General features: G+C 60.1%; 15 protein-coding genes. 7 read left to right on the top strand and 8 right to left on the bottom strand.

Annotation, left to right across the window (positions count from 1 at the left end):
* The first annotated feature begins 151 nt into the window (after positions 1 to 151).
* From HGP12_RS13305 to HGP12_RS13280, 6 genes are all read left to right on the top strand, one after another.
* On the top strand, positions 152 to 1,105 hold the full coding sequence (locus HGP12_RS13305; protein ID WP_168879049.1) for a sugar phosphate isomerase/epimerase family protein: 954 nt from the start codon (positions 152 to 154) through the stop codon (positions 1,103 to 1,105).
* 58 nt (positions 1,106 to 1,163) lie between these two features.
* Positions 1,164 to 2,396, top strand: coding sequence for an ABC transporter substrate-binding protein (locus HGP12_RS13300; RefSeq protein ID WP_168879048.1), 1,233 nt, complete (start codon positions 1,164 to 1,166; stop codon positions 2,394 to 2,396).
* Between the two features lie 72 nt (positions 2,397 to 2,468).
* Positions 2,469 to 3,356: a carbohydrate ABC transporter permease gene (locus tag HGP12_RS13295; RefSeq protein ID WP_168879047.1), complete on the top strand. Its 888-nt coding sequence runs from the start codon at positions 2,469 to 2,471 to the stop codon at positions 3,354 to 3,356.
* On the top strand, positions 3,356 to 4,243 hold the full coding sequence (locus HGP12_RS13290) for a carbohydrate ABC transporter permease (protein WP_168879046.1): 888 nt from the start codon (positions 3,356 to 3,358) through the stop codon (positions 4,241 to 4,243). Before HGP12_RS13295 ends, HGP12_RS13290 begins: the two co-directional genes overlap by 1 nt.
* A gap of 4 nt (positions 4,244 to 4,247) precedes the next feature.
* A complete protein-coding gene (locus tag HGP12_RS13285; RefSeq protein WP_168879045.1) occupies positions 4,248 to 5,330 on the top strand; it encodes an ABC transporter ATP-binding protein in 1,083 nt (360 codons plus the stop codon).
* An 18-nt stretch (positions 5,331 to 5,348) separates the two neighbouring features.
* The gene (locus HGP12_RS13280) at positions 5,349 to 6,986 is read left to right on the top strand and encodes a GMC oxidoreductase (protein ID WP_168879044.1); all 1,638 of its coding nucleotides are present in this window, start codon (positions 5,349 to 5,351) and stop codon (positions 6,984 to 6,986) included.
* Positions 6,987 to 7,010: 24 nt separating this feature from the next.
* On the opposite strand, the gene HGP12_RS13275 is transcribed toward HGP12_RS13280, so the two are convergent.
* A complete protein-coding gene (locus HGP12_RS13275) occupies positions 7,011 to 7,586 on the bottom strand; it encodes a dihydrofolate reductase family protein (protein WP_168840592.1) in 576 nt (191 codons plus the stop codon).
* 183 nt (positions 7,587 to 7,769) lie between these two features.
* The gene (locus HGP12_RS13270; RefSeq protein ID WP_168879043.1) at positions 7,770 to 8,672 is read right to left on the bottom strand and encodes a LysR family transcriptional regulator; all 903 of its coding nucleotides are present in this window, start codon (positions 8,670 to 8,672) and stop codon (positions 7,770 to 7,772) included.
* Between the two features lie 212 nt (positions 8,673 to 8,884).
* On the opposite strand from HGP12_RS13270, the gene HGP12_RS13265 reads away from it, so the two are divergent.
* A complete protein-coding gene (locus HGP12_RS13265) occupies positions 8,885 to 9,763 on the top strand; it encodes an NmrA family NAD(P)-binding protein (RefSeq protein WP_168879042.1) in 879 nt (292 codons plus the stop codon).
* Between the two features lie 76 nt (positions 9,764 to 9,839).
* On the opposite strand, the gene HGP12_RS13260 is transcribed toward HGP12_RS13265, so the two are convergent.
* The 6 genes from HGP12_RS13260 to HGP12_RS13235 form a co-directional block, all read right to left on the bottom strand.
* Complete coding sequence (locus HGP12_RS13260) at positions 9,840 to 10,139, bottom strand: hypothetical protein (protein ID WP_168879041.1); 300 nt, start codon at positions 10,137 to 10,139, stop codon at positions 9,840 to 9,842.
* Positions 10,140 to 10,742: 603 nt separating this feature from the next.
* The gene (locus tag HGP12_RS13255) at positions 10,743 to 12,545 is read right to left on the bottom strand and encodes an ABC transporter ATP-binding protein (RefSeq protein ID WP_168879040.1); all 1,803 of its coding nucleotides are present in this window, start codon (positions 12,543 to 12,545) and stop codon (positions 10,743 to 10,745) included.
* A gap of 2 nt (positions 12,546 to 12,547) precedes the next feature.
* Complete coding sequence (locus tag HGP12_RS13250; protein ID WP_168840597.1) at positions 12,548 to 13,408, bottom strand: ABC transporter permease; 861 nt, start codon at positions 13,406 to 13,408, stop codon at positions 12,548 to 12,550.
* On the bottom strand, positions 13,405 to 14,346 hold the full coding sequence (locus HGP12_RS13245) for an ABC transporter permease (protein WP_168840761.1): 942 nt from the start codon (positions 14,344 to 14,346) through the stop codon (positions 13,405 to 13,407). The genes HGP12_RS13250 and HGP12_RS13245 overlap by 4 nt, the downstream gene beginning before the upstream one ends.
* Before the next feature lie 21 nt (positions 14,347 to 14,367).
* Positions 14,368 to 15,885, bottom strand: coding sequence for an ABC transporter substrate-binding protein (locus HGP12_RS13240; protein WP_168879039.1), 1,518 nt, complete (start codon positions 15,883 to 15,885; stop codon positions 14,368 to 14,370).
* Positions 15,886 to 15,965: 80 nt separating this feature from the next.
* Positions 15,966 to 17,447: a M81 family metallopeptidase gene (locus tag HGP12_RS13235; RefSeq protein ID WP_168879038.1), complete on the bottom strand. Its 1,482-nt coding sequence runs from the start codon at positions 17,445 to 17,447 to the stop codon at positions 15,966 to 15,968.
* Positions 17,448 to 17,464 lie beyond the last annotated feature (17 nt).

Here is a 17,464-nt window from a genome sequence, read left to right as displayed (position 1 = left end):
TTGCCAAAAATCGCTTGCATATGGAAATGACTTGTCTACTATCACCTAATGGCAAACGATTGCCAAATGATAGCGCATTGAAATTATGTTGGATTACTCGCTGCGGGATGTTCCGCAGGCGATGGTCCCCAGTTTGAGAACGGACAGCATCATGAGCTCGACCGAACGGCTTCGCTTTGGCGTGGATCTCGTCACCTTTTTCCATCCCGGCTTCTGGGGCGTCGAGGATTACGACGGCATCGTCGCGCTGTCGCGCAGCGAACCCCGCGCCTTCTGGGACAAGATCCTCGATGCCGTTAAGGCATCCGGCGTCACCGGTGTCGAACTGACCTTCTCTCCCTTCAACTGGCAGGATGCGACGAAAACCTATGGTTCGGTCGAAGCCTTCGCGGCCGAGCTTTCCAGGCGCGGCCTGACGCTGGCAAGCGGCTTTTTTGCCGAACTCGAGGCGGCGGGCGATTTCACCGAAACGGCGGCACAGGTGGCCATCATCGAAAAGGCGGAAAAATACGCCGCGTTTCTCAAGGCCTGCGGCAGCGACATCATGGTCGTCGGCGCGCCGCTGCGCCAGACGCTCGGCGCCGAGCCTGTTCGGTTCTTCGATTTCGAGCAGGCCCGCAAGATTGCCGACTTTCTCAACCGTCTCGGCGCCGTCCTCTACGCAAAGGGTGTTCGGCTTGCCCTGCACACGGAGGCGCACTCGATCTTTGCCGCATCGCGCGATGTCGATCTTCTGATGCTGTTGACAGATCCCGCCTATGTCCACATGTGTCCGGACACCGCCCATATCATCGTTGCCGGTTCCGACCCACTCCAGGTGGTCGACCGTCATCACGAGCGGGTCATCATCGCCCATTGGAAGGATGCGCTCGGACCGATGCCGGCCGATACGCCGATCGACGAGCATATTCATGATCGCCATCGCCCCTATTTCTGCGGCTTCGGCCTCGGCCGCGTCGACTGGCCGGGCTGGATCAGGCTGCTGCGCGACCGTGGCTACCAAGGCTGGGCCATTCTCGAGCTGGACGCCGCACCTGATCCGGTCGGCGACATCGCCAACGGCCTGACACTGGTGCGGCAGGCATTACTACCGATTTATCGCTGATTTCATAAACCGAAGACCAATGGCTCCGCAAAGAGGGCCTTCTTGAAGAGGTGGAACAATGAAGAATACGATGAAATTGCTCATAATGGGGGCAGCACTCGCGGCTGCCTCCGCTCCCGCCCGCGCCGAGGACAAGGCAAGGGCCGAAGTCATGACGTCCTGGACGTCTGGCAGCGAAGCCGCGGCTCTTAATGTCATCAAGCAGGAGTTCGAAAAGCGCGGGGGCGTCTGGAAGGATTCGTCCATTGCCGGCTTCGGTGCGGCCGACGCCGCCTTCCAGAACCGGCTGGTCGCCGGCGATCCGCCGGCCGCCAAGCAGGCGGTGATCGGCCTCGCCAACACGGATTTCGTCGGGCAAGGGCTCATGAACCCGATCGACGATATCGCCAAGGCTGGCAAATGGGCGGACGTGCTGCCGAAATCGATCCATGACCTCATCACCTATAATGGCCAGGTCTACCTTTCCCCCACCGATGCCCATGGCGAAAGCTGGGTCTTTTATTCCAAGGAGGCCTTCACCAAGGCCGGTGTAAGCGAAGAGCCCAAAAGCTGGGACGAATTCTTCGTGGCACTCGACAAGCTCAAGGCCGCGGGCGTGCAGCCGGTGGCCTGGGGCGGCCAGTCCTGGCAGGAATCCAAGGTCTTCAACATGATCCTGCTCACGCAGGTCGGCATCGACGGCTTCCTCAAAATCTATGTCGACAAGGACAAGGGCGACGCATCCGTCGAAGGTGTGAAGAAGACACTCGATATTCTCGGCAAGCTGCGCGCCTATGTCGATGCGGGAGCGCCGGGACGCAACTGGAACGATGCCACCGCGATGGTCATCACCGGCAAGGCGGGCGTCCAGTTCATGGGCGACTGGGCCAAGGGCGAATTCGTTGCGGCCGGCAAAGAGCTCGGCAAGGACTACGGCTGCATGCTCGCTCCCCAATCCCCCGGCATGGTCTACGTGGCCGACGCCTTCTCCTTCCCGAAGATCGCCGATGCGGCATCGCAGAAAGGACAGACGCTGCTGGCCGAAGTCGCCATGGATCCCGCCGTGCAGGTCGAGTTCTCGCTCAAGAAGGGCTCCGTGCCGATGCGCACCGACGTCGACAAGTCGAAGCTCGATATTTGCGCACAGAAGGGCCTGGAGCTGATGAGCGCCGGCAAGATCGTTCCGGATCAGGCACTGATCCTCTCGCCGCAGCAGGCAGGCGCGCTCAACGACTTTGTCGACGAGTTCTGGAGCAACCCATCGGAAGACAGCGCCTCCGGTGCCGAGAAGTTTTTCGGGATCTTCGAATAGCGCCTTTGTTTCGGACCGATCGACGATGTGATCGTCGATCGGCTCCTTCCGTTCTTTTGAGAGGGTTTGCTCATGCAAGCCAAGCGCAGACGTTCCCTGGCTGCGACCTTTGCACTCCTGCCGACATGGATCGCCGCAATCTTCGTCTATATCGGCACCATGGTCTGGTCAGTCCGGCTGTCCTTCACGGATTCGACGATCTTTCCGTCATCCAACTATGTCGGCTTTGCCCAATATGCCAGGCTGTTTAAAAACTCACGCTGGCTCGCATCGCTGGAGAATGTGCTGATCTTCGGCGTTCTCTATGTCGCGGGATGCCTCGCTCTCGGCTTCGTCCTGGCAGCAGCCCTTGACCGCAAGGTTCGCTTCGAAAGCGTGTTTCGCACCATATTCCTCTATCCCTATGCCATGTCCTTCGTGGTCACGGGCCTCATCTGGCAATGGATGCTGAACCCGACATTCGGCATTCAGGCGACCGTGCGGGCATTCGGCTGGCAGGGCTTCGTCTTCGACTGGATCGTCAATCGCGACATGGCGATCTATACGGTAGTCTTCGCCGGCGTCTGGCAAGGCGCCGGTCTCGTGATGGTCATTGCGCTTTCCGGCATGCGCGGCATCGGCGAGGAGCAATGGAAGGCTGCCCAGATCGACGGCATTCCGGTCTGGCGCATCTATCTTTCGATCATCCTGCCGCAACTCGGGCCGGCGTTGGCAGCATCCGGAATGCTCCTGTCGATGGGCGTGATCAAGACCTACGATCTGATCGTGGCGCAAACTGGCGGCGGCCCCGGTTACTCGACCGAGGTGCCGGCAAAATTCATCATGGACAATCTGTTCGAACGCCAGAACCTCGGGCTCGCCAGCGCCGGCGCCACCGTACTGGTCCTTTCCGTCGTCATGGCCGTCGCCCCGTTCCGCTATGTGCTTGCCATGCGCGCCAGAAGAAGGGGAGCGCATTGATGACAATTCAACCCCATCCTCGCGGTCCGAAACCATCCAGGCTTAGCGGCGGCCAGATCGGGCTCTACGCCTTCCTGATCCTGTCGGCATTGTTCTTCCTGCTGCCTTTATACACCATGCTCGTGACCTCATTGAAGTCGATGGAAGAAATCCGCCAGGGTCATATCTTCGCCCTGCCCGCCACTATCGATTTCGATGCGTGGAAGACCGCCTGGTCGGGAGCCTGCATGGGCACGCAATGCCTCGGCGTGCGGATCGGTTTCTGGAATTCGGTCAAGATCACCGTGCCTGCCGTCGTCATTTCCGTCTTCATCGGGGCGATCAACGGTTATGCATTGTCGCTCTGGCGGCCGAAGGGCTCGAACCTTCTGTTCGGGTTGCTGATGGCCGGCGGCCTGATCCCCTATCAGATATTCCTCTATCCGCTGGTACGGCTGCTCGCCAATCTGAGCCTCTATAATTCGGTCGCCGGCGTCGTCCTCGTGCACGTGATCTTCGGCCTGCCGCTGGTCACGCTGCTGTTCCGCAACTACTTCGTCGCCATTCCCGAAGAGCTCTGCAAGGCAGCCCGCGTCGACGGAGCCGGCTTCTGGCGCATCTTTCTCGAGATCATGTTGCCGATGTCGGTGCCGATGGTGATGGTTGCCTCCATCTTTCAGTTCACCGGTATCTGGAACGACTTCCTGATCGGCCTCGTCTTTGCCGGGCGCGACAACCTGCCGATGACGGTCCAGCTCAACAACATCGTCAATACCACCATGGGCGAACGCGCCTACAATGTGAACATGGCCGCCACCATCCTGACCGCCGTCGTTCCGCTCGCCATCTATTTCTTCTCCGGCCGCTGGTTCCTGCGCGGTGTCGCAGCCGGCGCCGTCAAAGGGTAATGCCATGCAGCCTGCCGTATCGGTCAAAGACCTCAAGATCGCCTATGGTGACCACACCGTCATCGAAAAGCTCTCCATCGACATTGCTCCGCGCGAGTTTCTCGTGCTTCTCGGCCCATCCGGCTGCGGAAAATCGACGCTGCTCAATGCCATCGCTGGATTGCAGGACATTCGCGACGGCGAGATGTGGATCTCCGGAAAGAACGTGACTTGGGAGGAACCGAAAGACCGCGGCATCGGCATGGTTTTCCAGTCCTATGCGCTTTACCCGCGCATGACGGTGCGCAGAAACCTGTCCTTCGGCCTGCGCGTCGCCGGCCTGCCCAAAGCCGAGATAGAGGCGCGCATGGCTCGCACCGCCTCCCTCCTGCACCTTGAAAATCTGCTCGATCGGCGTCCCTCGGAACTGTCTGGTGGCCAGCGCCAACGCGTCGCGATCGGCCGGGCGCTGGTTCGCGAAGTGGATGTCTTCCTGTTCGACGAACCGCTCTCCAATCTCGATGCCAAGCTTCGCAACGAGCTGCGCGTCGAGATCAAGAAACTGCATCAAAGCCTCGGCAATACGATGATCTATGTGACGCATGATCAGGTCGAGGCGCTGACGCTTGCCGACCGCATCGCCATCATGAGGGATGGCGTGATCCAGCAGCTTGCGAGCCCCGCGGAGATCTATCACCGGCCCGCCAATCTTTTCGTTGCTGGCTTCATCGGCGTACCGGCGATGAACCTCATCAGGGGCGAGATCGCGATCAAGGCTGGTACCCCGGTCTTCGAGAGCGACAGCCTGACCGTCAATCTCAGCAATTATCCATTTCTCGCGCCCGTCAAAGCGGGTCCCGCAACGCTCGGCATCCGGCCGGAACATGTCGCTCCGGAGGGAGGAACGGCATCCCTGCCAACCGTCGCCGGCATCGTCTCGGTGGTCGAGCCGATGGGCGCCGACACCGTCGTCTGGTTCGATTGGGCCGGGCAGAGCCTGTCCTATCGCATCATGGGCGACACGGTACTCCAGCCCGGCGCGGCAATCGCACCCGGCATCGATATAGCCAGGGCTTCCCTCTTTGACGCCGATGGCGTCCGTCTCTGAAATATACGGAAAATATCTATGTCTCAGACTGTTTATGACGCGCTGGTCATCGGCTCCGGCGCCGCCGGCTCCTTTGCCGCCAAGGAATTAACCGCCCAGGGGCTTTCCGTGCTTTTGCTCGAAGCCGGCCCGGCGGTGAGCCAGAAGGATTTCGATCCGGCACGCAAGAAACTGCCGGCCAGCAGCATCAACATCTGGGAGCGCGCCCGCGCAACCATAAAGGGGCAGCCGATACAGGCACGCGCTGCCTTCTTTACCGAGCGCTTCAGTCATTTCTTCGTCAACGACCGTAAAAATCCCTATACGACCCCGAAGGATGCGCCCTTCCTCTGGATTCGCGGCCGGCAAAGCGGTGGCCGCCTGCACAGCTTTGGCCGAGTACTGCTGCGCTGGACCGACGATGATTTCAAGATCCGGTCGAAGACCGGCAAGGGCGTCGACTGGCCTGTCAGCTATGATGATCTCGTGCCTTACTACGAGGAAGTCGAGACCAGTCTCGGCCTCTACGGCAACCCCGACGGCGTGGAGACGCTGCCGGATGGCATCTATGCCCGTCCGGCAAAACTGACGCCCGCCGAACAGATCTTCAAGAACGAGGTGGAGGGCCGCTGGCCGCAACGGCATATCGTGTCCTGGCGCTATATCGCGCCGGACGCCGAACGCACGCCGAAGCCCTTGAGAGAGGCGCTTGCGACCGGACGGTTGACCATCCGCCACGACGCCATCGTCCGCCGCATCGTGACGGACGAGCAAGAGGCTCGCGCCACGGGCGCGGAATTCATCGATCGTGTCAGCGGCAAGGTCGAGACCGCGCGCGCCAATCTCGTCGTGTTGTCGGCGTCGCCGATCGAAAGCGTGCGGCTGCTTCTGAATTCGGCATCCCCGCGCCATCCCGAAGGCCTCGGCAACAGTTCCGGCGCGCTCGGGCGTTATTTCATGGATCAGCTGCCCTGCCTTGCCTTCGGCTCCTTTTCCAAAGCGAAGGGGTGGGCGGTCGATGATTCCGCGCCCGCCGACCCATTCTATAACCCCTCCGGAGGCATCTTCGTGCCGCGTTTCGGCGCCGGCGATGCCGGGCGCGGCGATTTCGACTATCAAGGCAGCATCGGCCGGGCACCGACGCCCGATGACGAGCCGGCGCGGCTGGCATTCTTCGGCTTCGGTCGCATGCTACCCTATGCGAATAACCGCATAAGCCTCAACCCACAGCGAAAGGATGCCTGGGGGATTCCCGTTCCCCACATTCGCTGCGTCATGGGCGAGGAGGAACATGCGCTTCTCCGCCAGCAGGAAGAGGTGCTGATCGAGATGGTGCGCGGCGTCGGCGGAGATCTGGAGTTCATCGGCTCCCCCACCGGCCTCAGGGAAATGGGGCGCGGCGCCTTCCCGGACGCCGATCCTTTTAGCCGCTTCATGTTCCGCACATGGTTCCGCAAGACCATGTGCATGGGCGCGGCCATTCACGAGACGGGCGGCGCGCGGATGGGGGATAATCCCAGCAATTCCGTACTCAACCCCTATAACCAGCTCTGGGACGCATCCAATGTCATTGTCACGGACGCCAGCGCATTTCCCGGCAGCGGCATCGCCGGCACAACCCTCACCGTCATGGCCTTGACGATCCGTGCATGCCGCAATCTCATCGGCCAGTACTAATCAGACAGGGCTGGTTGCGTTCGCTTACTTCACAATGCGATAGGCGATATGCCGAGCGAGCGGCGTGTCGAGCATGCTGGTGGGCTCAAGCTTGATCTGATTGGGCAGCGTGTCGAACAGGCGAGTCCCAGCACCAAAGAGCACCGGCACGATATGCAACTCGATCTCGTCGACAAGCCCGCCGGCCAGTGCTTGGCGAAAGACGTCGGCTCCGCCCATGAGGCTCACATCCTTGCCTTTGGCCGCCGACTTCGCCTGCTTCACCGCGTCGGGAATTGTCGCAGCCGCGTGATAGATTCCAGTGCTGTGCGAAGCGAGTAACGGCCGGTGGGTGACGACGAAAAGCGGCAGCTTTAACGACCCCGTCGGCCCGTTCTCGTCCCAGAATGGGATCGAGTCGTCATAGCATTTGCGCCCGCAGATCACGGCGCCAACATTGCTGGTGAGGCGCTGCACATATGCATTGCCCTCTGCACCGCTGTTGAAGAACCATTCGTGAAGAAATTCGCCGTTCTTGCCGAGTGGTTCCTCCCTGGTCTGGTTTCCTGCGGTAATGAAGCCGTCGAGCGACATGCTGATATTGAAAGCGACCTTGGTCATTTGCGTTCTCCGTGATCGATCGGTTGAGGTTACGCCTTCATGACGAATGAGTGTCGGTCAAACCTACATCTGGGACAGCAAATAGCTCGTCGCGACCTCTTGAAGCGTCCGAACTCCTCGCCATTCTCGGGCTAACGGCGTTGACCCGGATGCCACGGGTCGAGGCTAAGAGCGGCGGGCCTTTCACATTGCTGCTTTCGCAACCTCCTCGACGAATGCGAGAAATGCCCTCACCTTAGCGGGCGGCAGATGGCGGGAAGGATGATAGGCATAGAGCGGATAGTGCTCGTCCGACCAATCGGTAAGGATGGGCACGAGTTCACCCCGCGCAAGGAAGGGCGCAAGCCCGATCGACAGGCTCTGAAAGATGCCCTGTCCCGCGACGCAGGCGGAGATCGCGACGGACGGGTCATCCAGCATGAGACGGCTTGAGATTTTAAGCTCCATGCGCTCGCCCTGACGCTGAAACTCCCAGGGAAATGGCAGGCCGCTTTGGGGATCACGAAAGAGAAGCGCTTCATGATGCACAAGATCATGCGGCGAACGCGGTTCACCATATCGCTTGAGATAGGATGGGGCAGCGACCGTCACCACCTGGGTTTCCAGGAGCTTGCGAACGATGAAGGAAGACATGTCCGGAGGGCCAAAGCGCACTGCCACATCGATCCCGGTCATCATCTCCTCACGGTAGTTGCTGGTGGAAAGATCGAGCGATAGCTGCGGATGGCGAGCCAGAAATTGCTGCAGCTTGGGGGCAAGAACGGTTCGTGCGAACCACGGGTCGACCGAAACGCGCAGTCGCCCCCGCACGGCCGAGGCCGCACCCGAAACCTCAGCGGCCGCCTCTTCCAAACCGGTGAGAAGCGGAATGACCTGCGAATGAAATCGGTGCCCTTCCTCGGTGAGGCTGACTTGCCGAGGGTTTCGATCAAACAGCCGTACACCGACCCGCGCTTCTAATCGCGCTATCGCCCGGCTGACACCCGACGGGGTTAGCCCCAACACCTCGGCCGCCCGGGCGAAGTTTCCCGCTTCGCTGACTGCGGCCATGACGCCAACACCGGTCAAAAGACGCGCATCGAACATACTGGATCTCCGTTGTCATGGGACTCCACAACACATAGTGATTTTTAGTCATCTTAACATTGATATTAATGCGCGTGAATCACTGATCTCTTAGGCCTACAAACGAGATGTATTCAGCGCAGCCGGCCTCATGACGCCTTCGAGCACGGCTCCTTGCCGAGCCCGTCTGAGCTTGCGCGCTGTCAATCAGAGCAGGTCCTTGGAGAACTATCATGTACGCAATTACGGGAATTACCGGAAAGGTGGGCGGCGCGCTGGCGCGAGAACTCATCGCCAATCGGCAGCCGGTCCGGGCCATCCTTCGAAATGAAGCGAAGGCGGCGGAATGGCTGGAACGCGGCTGCGACATCGCCCTGGCGGAGATGGACGACGAGAAAAGTCTCGCTGCAGCCTTTAGCGGAGCCGATGGCGTTTTCATTCTGCCGCCTTCGGAATTCGATCCCGAGCCAGGCTTTCCCGAAGCCAGGCGCGTGATCGAAGCTGTAGGCGCCGCACTGTCTAAGGGCCGTCCTGGCAAAGTCGTATGCCTGTCGACCATCGGAGCGGACGCACCATATGAGAATCTGCTGAGCCAACGCACATTGATGGAACAGGCGTTGAGCAATCTCGATCTTCCTCTCACCTTCCTGCGGCCCGGCTGGTTTGTCGAAAACGCATTATGGGATGTGCCGTCGGCGCGGGATGGAGGCCTTTTGCGTAGCTTCCTTCATCCCGCTGACAAGGCATTTCCGATGGTCGCAACGCCGGACGTCGGAAAATGTGCCGCGGCTTTGCTCACAGAGGACTGGAGCGGCATCCGGATTGTCGAGCTTGAAGGACCCGTTCGCGTATCGCCGAACGATCTGGCCCGCGCCTTCGCCACAGCGCTCGAACGTCCTGTTCGTGTCGAGATCGTGCCGCGTGAGAGCTGGGAAGAAATCTTTCGGGCTGAGGGCGCGCGAAATCCGCTCCCGCGTATCCGCATGCTGGATGGTTTCAACGAAGGTTGGATCGAATTTCGCGACCAAGGCCGATCGGCCGTGAAGGGCACAACGCCATTCGAAACCGTTATCCGTGAACTCGTGCGAGAAAGCCGCTTCCAAGCGGGCTAACGCAAACGAGACACTTCGGACCCCGCGCGCGCCCTTCTGCACACGTCGAAGCCTCCGCCACCGGCGAAGGCTTGGGCTAGCTTCGAATCGAAAGCTGCTCGATCCTGAGCGCGGTATTCTTCAGAGTCGCCCGATCCGTTTTTACGCCGTTGCGGATAAAGTCATTCACCGCCCAGGAAACACCGATAGTTTGAAGATGTGCCGCGTTTTCTATTCCCATTTTGATCAAAATCGCCAGTCGCTCGGCTAAGATGTCGCAAGCGCGTTCATTGTTATCGAACCAGGGCTGATTGGTGATGCTGGCCAACACTTTTTGGAGTGTATCGGTCTGCTTCGGCGACAGATGGCCACTCATAACATGGGAAAAACGCTCCATTACTCGCTCTCCAAACGCTATCGCTCGTCTAGCTTCGCGAACGGTTGCATCTTCGAAGGAGAATTTGCCCTGATGGCGCAGGGGCCAATAGGCCACCTTCCTCCGATCGACGCTTGCCGATGGTCCACCGTCACATCGCGATCACCCTGCCTTCACGGCTTGGGACATTAGGCAGATCCCTACCCGGTTCCTACGTCCATTTTTGACGAGCGACGGCTACAGTAAGCATCAGCATGGGCATTTGGACGCCTTTTGATGGTGCTGTGGAGCGAACCGCTCTATCGAGTCAGTGTGCGTCCGACGACAATGCAAGGGGCATATTGATTGCCGCCGGACGCTGCACTCTTCGGCTCGCGGGTGGCATCCGGGCCGACAATTAGAATATTAGCATCAAGCGCAACTTTGACGTACCTACCCGAATGGGTTGCTGGATTCGCCCGCCACCTACCCGCCGAAGGAGGGTTCATGCTTCTCCATTTCAAAATGGCCGGGAGAAGCGATCGGATGGGCGAGATGCGAATGATTGGGCACCCGAATTGGACCGCATTCGGGATGTCGATTGCTTCAGCAGCGCTTTTTTCAATTCATCTCGCGAGCCGGTCACTATGTTTCCTGTACGAAATGCCCCGGAGAAACCTGCCGGTAGGCCCGTTTCGGCGGCTCGTAATCGAGCGGCCTTACCGCACTCTTGATCTCATCGGAAGGCTGCGGCGCCACCTGACCACGGTGCGAGGGATCCGGGATCGGCACGGCCGAGATCAGCCGCCGCGTGTAAGGATGCTGCGGGTTATCGAAGATCGCCGCACGCGGGCCTATTTCAACGATTTCTCCAAGAAACATGACTGCGACGCGATGGCTTACCCGCTCCACGACCGCCATGTCATGACTGATGAAGAGATAGGCGAGCTGGCGTTCTTCCTGCAGCTCAAGCAGGAGATTGGCAACCTGCGCCTTGACCGAAACGTCGAGCGCCGAGACGGCCTCGTCCGCGATGATAAACTTCGGCTCGAGCGCCAGTGCCCGGGCGATCGAGATCCGTTGACGCTGGCCGCCGGAAAATTCGTGCGGATGGCGGTCGGCCATCTTCGCCGACAGGCCGACCTGTTCAAGCAATTCGCCGACCCGCCCCTTCGCTTCGCGCTTGCCGATCACGCCGTGGGCAAGCATCGGCTCCGCGATTGCCGAGCCGATGGTGATACGCGGATTGAGCGATGCGAACGGGTCCTGGAAAATCATCTGCGACGTGCGGCGCATCGCGCGCAATTCGCGTGTATTCGCTTCCGTGACGTCCCTCCCATCGATCACGACCGAGCCGGCGGTTGGATTGATCAACCGGATGATCGCGCGGCCAGTCGTCGATTTACCGCAACCGGATTCGCCGACCAGTGAAAGGGTCTCGCCGGGACGCAGATCGAACGAAACACCCTCAACCGCATGGATGCGGCCATTTGGCAGGTCGAATCGGACCGAAAGATCACTGACCTTCAGAATTGGCGCGATCGTCCCGGAAACGCTGCGCATTTCGCGACCGTCCGACGCCTCGCCGGTCGCCGGATCGACCTCCGGAAAGCGGCGGGGAGCAACGGCATTGCCCATCGTGCCGAGCCGCGGAATGGAGGCCAGCAGGGATTTCGTATACACGGCCCTTGGCGCTGCGAAAATCTCGCGCGTTGGGCCGGTCTCGATCATCTCGCCGCGAAACATAACGACCGTACGGTCGGCGATTTCGGCAACCACGCCCATATCGTGCGTAATGAAGAGCACCGCCATGTTCTCTTCGCGCTGCAACTCGTGAATGAGGTGAAGGATTTCCGCCTGGATCGTGACGTCGAGCGCCGTCGTCGGCTCGTCGGCGATCAGGAGCTTAGGCCGACAGGCAAGCGCCATGGCAATCATTACGCGCTGGCGCATGCCGCCCGAGAATTTATGCGGATATTCGTTGAGCCGGGTTTTGGCTGCGGGAATGCGCACGCGTTCCATCAGCCGCACAGCCTCGGCCTCGGCCGCCTGCCAGGAAAGGCTCTGGTGCAACACCAGTGCCTCCGCGATCTGGTTGCCGATGGTGAACACCGGATTGAGCGATGTCATCGGTTCCTGAAAGATCATGCCGATCGAGCCGCCGCGAACCGAGCGCATTTCCACCTCGGAAACCTTGATGAGATCCTTGCCCGCAAGCAGGATCCTGCCTTCGCATCGCGCCTTGCCCGCGGGCAGAAGGCGCATTGTCGAGAGCGCCGTCACACTCTTGCCGGAGCCGGATTCACCGACGATGGCGACGGTTTCCCCCGCGCTGACCTGCAGATTGATGTTGCGGATGACGGAGCGCCAGCCCTCGCTTGTCCTGAACGAGGTCGTCAGGTTCTCGATGGCGAGGACAGGTTGAGTAGCGGAGGTCGTGTCGGTCATGATTAGCTCTCCTTCGCGAGGCGCGGATCGACCAGATCGCGCAGGCCATCGCCGAGCAATTGCAACGACAGGACCGAAAAGACGATGGCGAGGCCGGGAAAGACCATGAGCCAGGGCGCGTTGTTCATGAATTCCCGGCCTGACGCGAGCATGGTGCCCCAGGTCGGAGTGTCGGAGGAGACGCCGACACCAAGAAATGAAAGGCTTGCCTCGGCCAGCATCGCAGAGGCGAAGACGAAGGTCGCCTGCACCAGGATGGGTGACGCCAGATTGAGCAGGACATGGCGACACAGGATCTGCGAGGTCGGCAGACCCATGGCGATTGCCGCTTCGATATAGGGCAGTTCTCTGAGGACCAAGGTCGAGCCCCGGACGATGCGGGCCAGTCGTGGTGCGTAGGTAATACCAAGCGCCAGGATCACCGTTACCAGCGATGGCCCGAGCGCCGCGACCAAGGCGATAGCAAGGAGAATGTCAGGAAACGACATCATGGCATCGAGCAGGCGCGAGATCGGGGCATCGAATTTGCGGAAATACCCCGCGATGACACCGAGAAACACGCCGAGCACGGTCGAAATGCACACCACACCGAGACTGACCAGCAGCGAAACGCGGCCTGCGAAGATCGCGCGCGAGAAGATGTCGCGCCCGAACTCGTCGGTACCGAAGATATGAACCTCCGATGGCCCTTTCAGCTTGTTGATGATCGACAGCTTATTCGGCGCGTAAGGGGCAATCCATGGCGCCAGGATGGCGGCGAGGATGACGACAAGCAGAATGATGGCACCCAGCAGCATGGCGCGATTGCCAAAGAGGCGTCGCAGGCTTGCGACGAGCGGCAAAGTGAAAGAACCGGCCGTCATAGGCGGACCCTCGGATCGACGACAATATAGAGCATGTCGACGATGAAATTGATGAGAACATAGATGGCGGCGACGACGAGAAGCGCGCCCTGAATCACCGGATAATCGCGCCGCAGGACAGCGGACACGACCAGATTTCCGACACCGGGCAATCCGAAGACGGTTTCCGTGACGACGGCACCGGCGACGAGCATCGCAACGGAGAGGCCGATAACGGTGATGATCGGGATCAGCGCATTCTTCAGCGCGTGCTTCAGGATGACGCGGCGTTCGCTCGCACCCTTGGCACGGGCTGTGCGCACATAGTCATCGCCGAGCACATCGAGCATTGCAGCCCGCGTGAAGCGCGTGATCATGGCGGAGTTGACGATACCGAGCGTGATTGCTGGCAGGATCAGATGGTGCAGGCGCTCGAGAAAATCAGTGTCTGGGCCGCCATATCCGGAGGCTGGAAACCAGCCTTGGCCGACGGCGAGGATCTGGATCAGCATCAGTCCGAGCCAGAAACTCGGCACACTCGCGGCCACCATGCTCAGAACAACGACGATCTGATCGAAGAGCGTTCCGCGCTTGACCGCCGAGATGATCCCGACGGGAAGCGCGATCGCCGTGGCGATCAGAATGGAGAACAGCGTCAGGAAGAAGGTCGGCTCGGCGCGGGCTGCCAGCGCATGCGTGACCGGCTGGTTGAGAAAGATCGATTGCCCGAGGTCTCCCTTCAACAGGCCCAGAACGAACTGGACGTATTGAACCAGCAACGGCGCATCGAGCCCCATCTTGGCGCGCAGCTGCGCAATGTCCTGCGGGGTGGCGTCGGCCCCTAGCATCACGGCCGCCGGATCGCCCGGGGTAACCCGGACGATGATGAAGACGACCGTGACGACGAGCGCGAGCACAATCACCATGCCTCCGAGACGTCTCAAAAGCGCCTGGGCGATCTTTGCCATGTGCTTCAAGCCTTATTTCTTCGGAGTGACGTTCCAGAAATGCGGCCAATAGGTCGGCGTATAGCCGGTGACCGACGCGGAGAGCCCCGAAAGAGCGTTGAAGTTGCCGACCTTGTAGAGCGGCGCATCGTCGTAGATCACGGTCTGGATGCCCTCCCAGGCCTTTTGTTTTGCGTCGTCGCTCGTGGCGTCCATATAGGCCGAGACCGCCTTGGCCTTCTGGTCGGACACGTACCAGCCGGGATAGCTGTCGGTGATGGTGTTGATCGTCGTCGGATCGCCGGGAAAGTTGGAATGGGTGATGAAGATATCCCATTCCTTCGGATCGGCGCGGCGGGTCGTCAGCGTCGCCCAATCGACCACCTGCATATCCACCTTGAAGCCTGCGGCCTCAAGATAGGCCTTGGCGACTTCTCCGATCTTATAGTGAAACTCGTATTGGCGGCTGGTCAGAAGCCGCAGCGGCGTGCCGTCATATCCGGCATCCTTCAGAAGCTTCGCCGCCGTTTCGGGATCGCCTTCGCCATAGCGAACGACACCCGCCTCGGTGTGCCAGAACGACCCTTTCGGGAAGATGGAACCATCGACGCTGAAGAAGCGCTGATCGTTGAAGGCGGCAAGCATCATGTCCGAGGAGTTCAGTGCGGCCTGCACCGCCTGCCGCAGCGGCTTCTTGGCCAGCAGACCTTGCTTCATGTTCATGTTGAGCGAAACCCAGCCGGTATTTTCGAAGATCACGGGCTTGGCGTTGCCGCTTTTCTCAATGCGCTCATAGGCGCTGACCGGTAGGGAGTCGGCAAAATCGAACTGCCCGGAGATCAGACCTTCCACGCGAGTATTGGCGTCCGGCACGGGCACGAAACGGATTTCCTTGGCGATCGCTTCACGTTTGCCGGCATAGTTGTTCGGCTCGCCCTGAGGCGACTTGTAGCCATCGAAGCGAACAAGCTGGGTGTACTGGTCCGGCTTGCGCTCCTTCAGCATATAGGGGCCGGTGCCGATGAAATCGGTAAGCGTATCGGCGACCTTTTCCGAGGGAAGGATGATCGAAGACTGCGACAACGTTGCCAGTAGCGGCGCATAACGCGACTTCAGCTTGATGATGACGGTATGATCGCCATCGGCCGCCAGGGTATCGACGATGCCGGCAACCTGCTTGCCCTTGGAATTGACATTCATCCAGCGTTTCAGCGAGGCGACAACGTCTTTCGAGTCAAAATCGCTGCCATCGTGAAACGTCACGCCTTCGCGCAGCGGGATGCGATAGGTAAGGCCATCGTCCGAAATCGTCGGCATGGCGGCCGCCAGCAACGGAACGGATTTCCACTGGGCATCGTAGGTGTAGAGCGTCTCGAAAATATGCTGATCGACGGTCAGCACGATATCGGTCGGCGTCTGCATGGCATCGAGCGTCGGCAGTTCACCGATCGTGGCGACGGTCAGGACGCCATTCGAGGACTGGGCGGTCGCCAAGCTGCTTGTGCCGGCAATCATGGCCAGCGTGATCAAAGCAAATGCGCTTTTCTTCATCTTATTCCCCTTCTATTTTCGTTGGCATTTGGTCGAGTGTCTCTCTTAAGGCCGGCAGCCGGTTCCTCTCTGCTAACGGTTCATGCGTCCAATCCCAACGGATCGGCGATGCGCGGCCACAAGTCGAGGCGCGCCTTGCGATAGGGTGTCGTTGCTGGATCCGTGGGATAGGAGGTCGGCGCTGCGACATAGATGATTTCGGAGGAAACCGGCACGAAACCAGCATGGAAATGATTGGTCGATTTGACCAGCAGATAGGCCTTTCCCGTAAAATCGACGCCTTGATTGGAGAAGATATCCGGCTCGTAGGTCTGTGTTCGGCTGGTGATCAACACAATGTCGATATTCGTCCCGACCGGACGAACCACGGCCGTGCTGCCAAGCGTGACGCGGCTATTGCGGAAACTCTGCCATCCGGCATGGAAGAGCCGCTGTACGGTGACGCGAAGATCAAGTGGCTCGCCGCCTTCCGGACCCGACTTGCCGCCAACGCGCAGGTTGAGCACTGCCCCTTCGCCCGCGGCGTGACAGAAGGTCACCGCGATCGGATCCCAGATCGTCGCAACGGCGAAATCATCCAGGCCGCGTTGCATCATCCGCCGCAGAATATGCGTGGCATCGCCAGCAACACCGCCGCCGGGATTGTCCCATATATCGGCGATCGTTACCGGCATCTCCGGATGCGCGACGCGGATTGCTATCGCCCGATCGAGACCGGCCTCGGTATCGAACATCGGCATGGCTGCTTGCTTGCGCAAGCCATAGAGTTCGCGGCCGAGCGCAGCGGCCAAGGAATCCCCCTTGGCCTTGTCATTGTCGGTCAAAACGACGATGCGCGTGCCCATATCGGGCAGATCGCCGGCCATGAAGCCATGGATAACGGAGATGGAAAGCACGCCGTTCTCACCTTCCATAGCCTTCAGGCGGTCGACAAACGATCGCATCGGCTCCTGGCTGGTGGGAAAGATGGTGATCATGCGGCAATCGAACGATGAGATGACCGGCTTGATTTCGCCCCGGAGCGTGCGAAGTGTCAATTCGACGACGTGCTCGCCGCGCTCCTCGAAATCGACATGCGGAAACTCAAGAAAGGTTGCCATGATATCGAGATTGGCGACACGCAGCGCGGTCAGATGGCTATGCGGATCGAACTCCGCAGCGACTAGCACCGTTGGGCCGACAATATCGCGAACCCGCGACAGCAAGTCACCTTCGGGATCGTCGTAGCCTTGAGCCGCCATCGCGCCGTGGAGGCCGAGAACGACGGCATCGACCGGCATCGCCGCGGTCAGTTCGGCAAGGATTTGGTCGCGAAGCATCTCATAGGTCTGCCGCTGGATCAGCCCCGCCGGCTCCGCCCAGCAGGAGGTGCCCTCGATGACGACGAACCCCTCCGCTTTGGCACGGCGGCGCAGGATCGGCACGACCGAGGAGCACAGGGTCGGCGTGTCCGGATGCTCGCCTGGTCCAGCATAAAATGCCGCCTTGAACGCGTTCATATCGGTCGGAACGGGAGAAAATGTGTTTGTTTCAGTCGCCAACGAGGCAGTGAATATGCGCATATCTGTTACCTGAATAA

Source organism: Rhizobium sp. P28RR-XV, assembly GCF_012641385.1.
Taxonomy (GTDB): Bacteria; Pseudomonadota; Alphaproteobacteria; order Rhizobiales; family Rhizobiaceae; genus Rhizobium.
The sequence above is the reverse complement of the archived record's forward strand: the minus strand, read 5'-3'. Positions and strand labels throughout refer to the sequence as shown.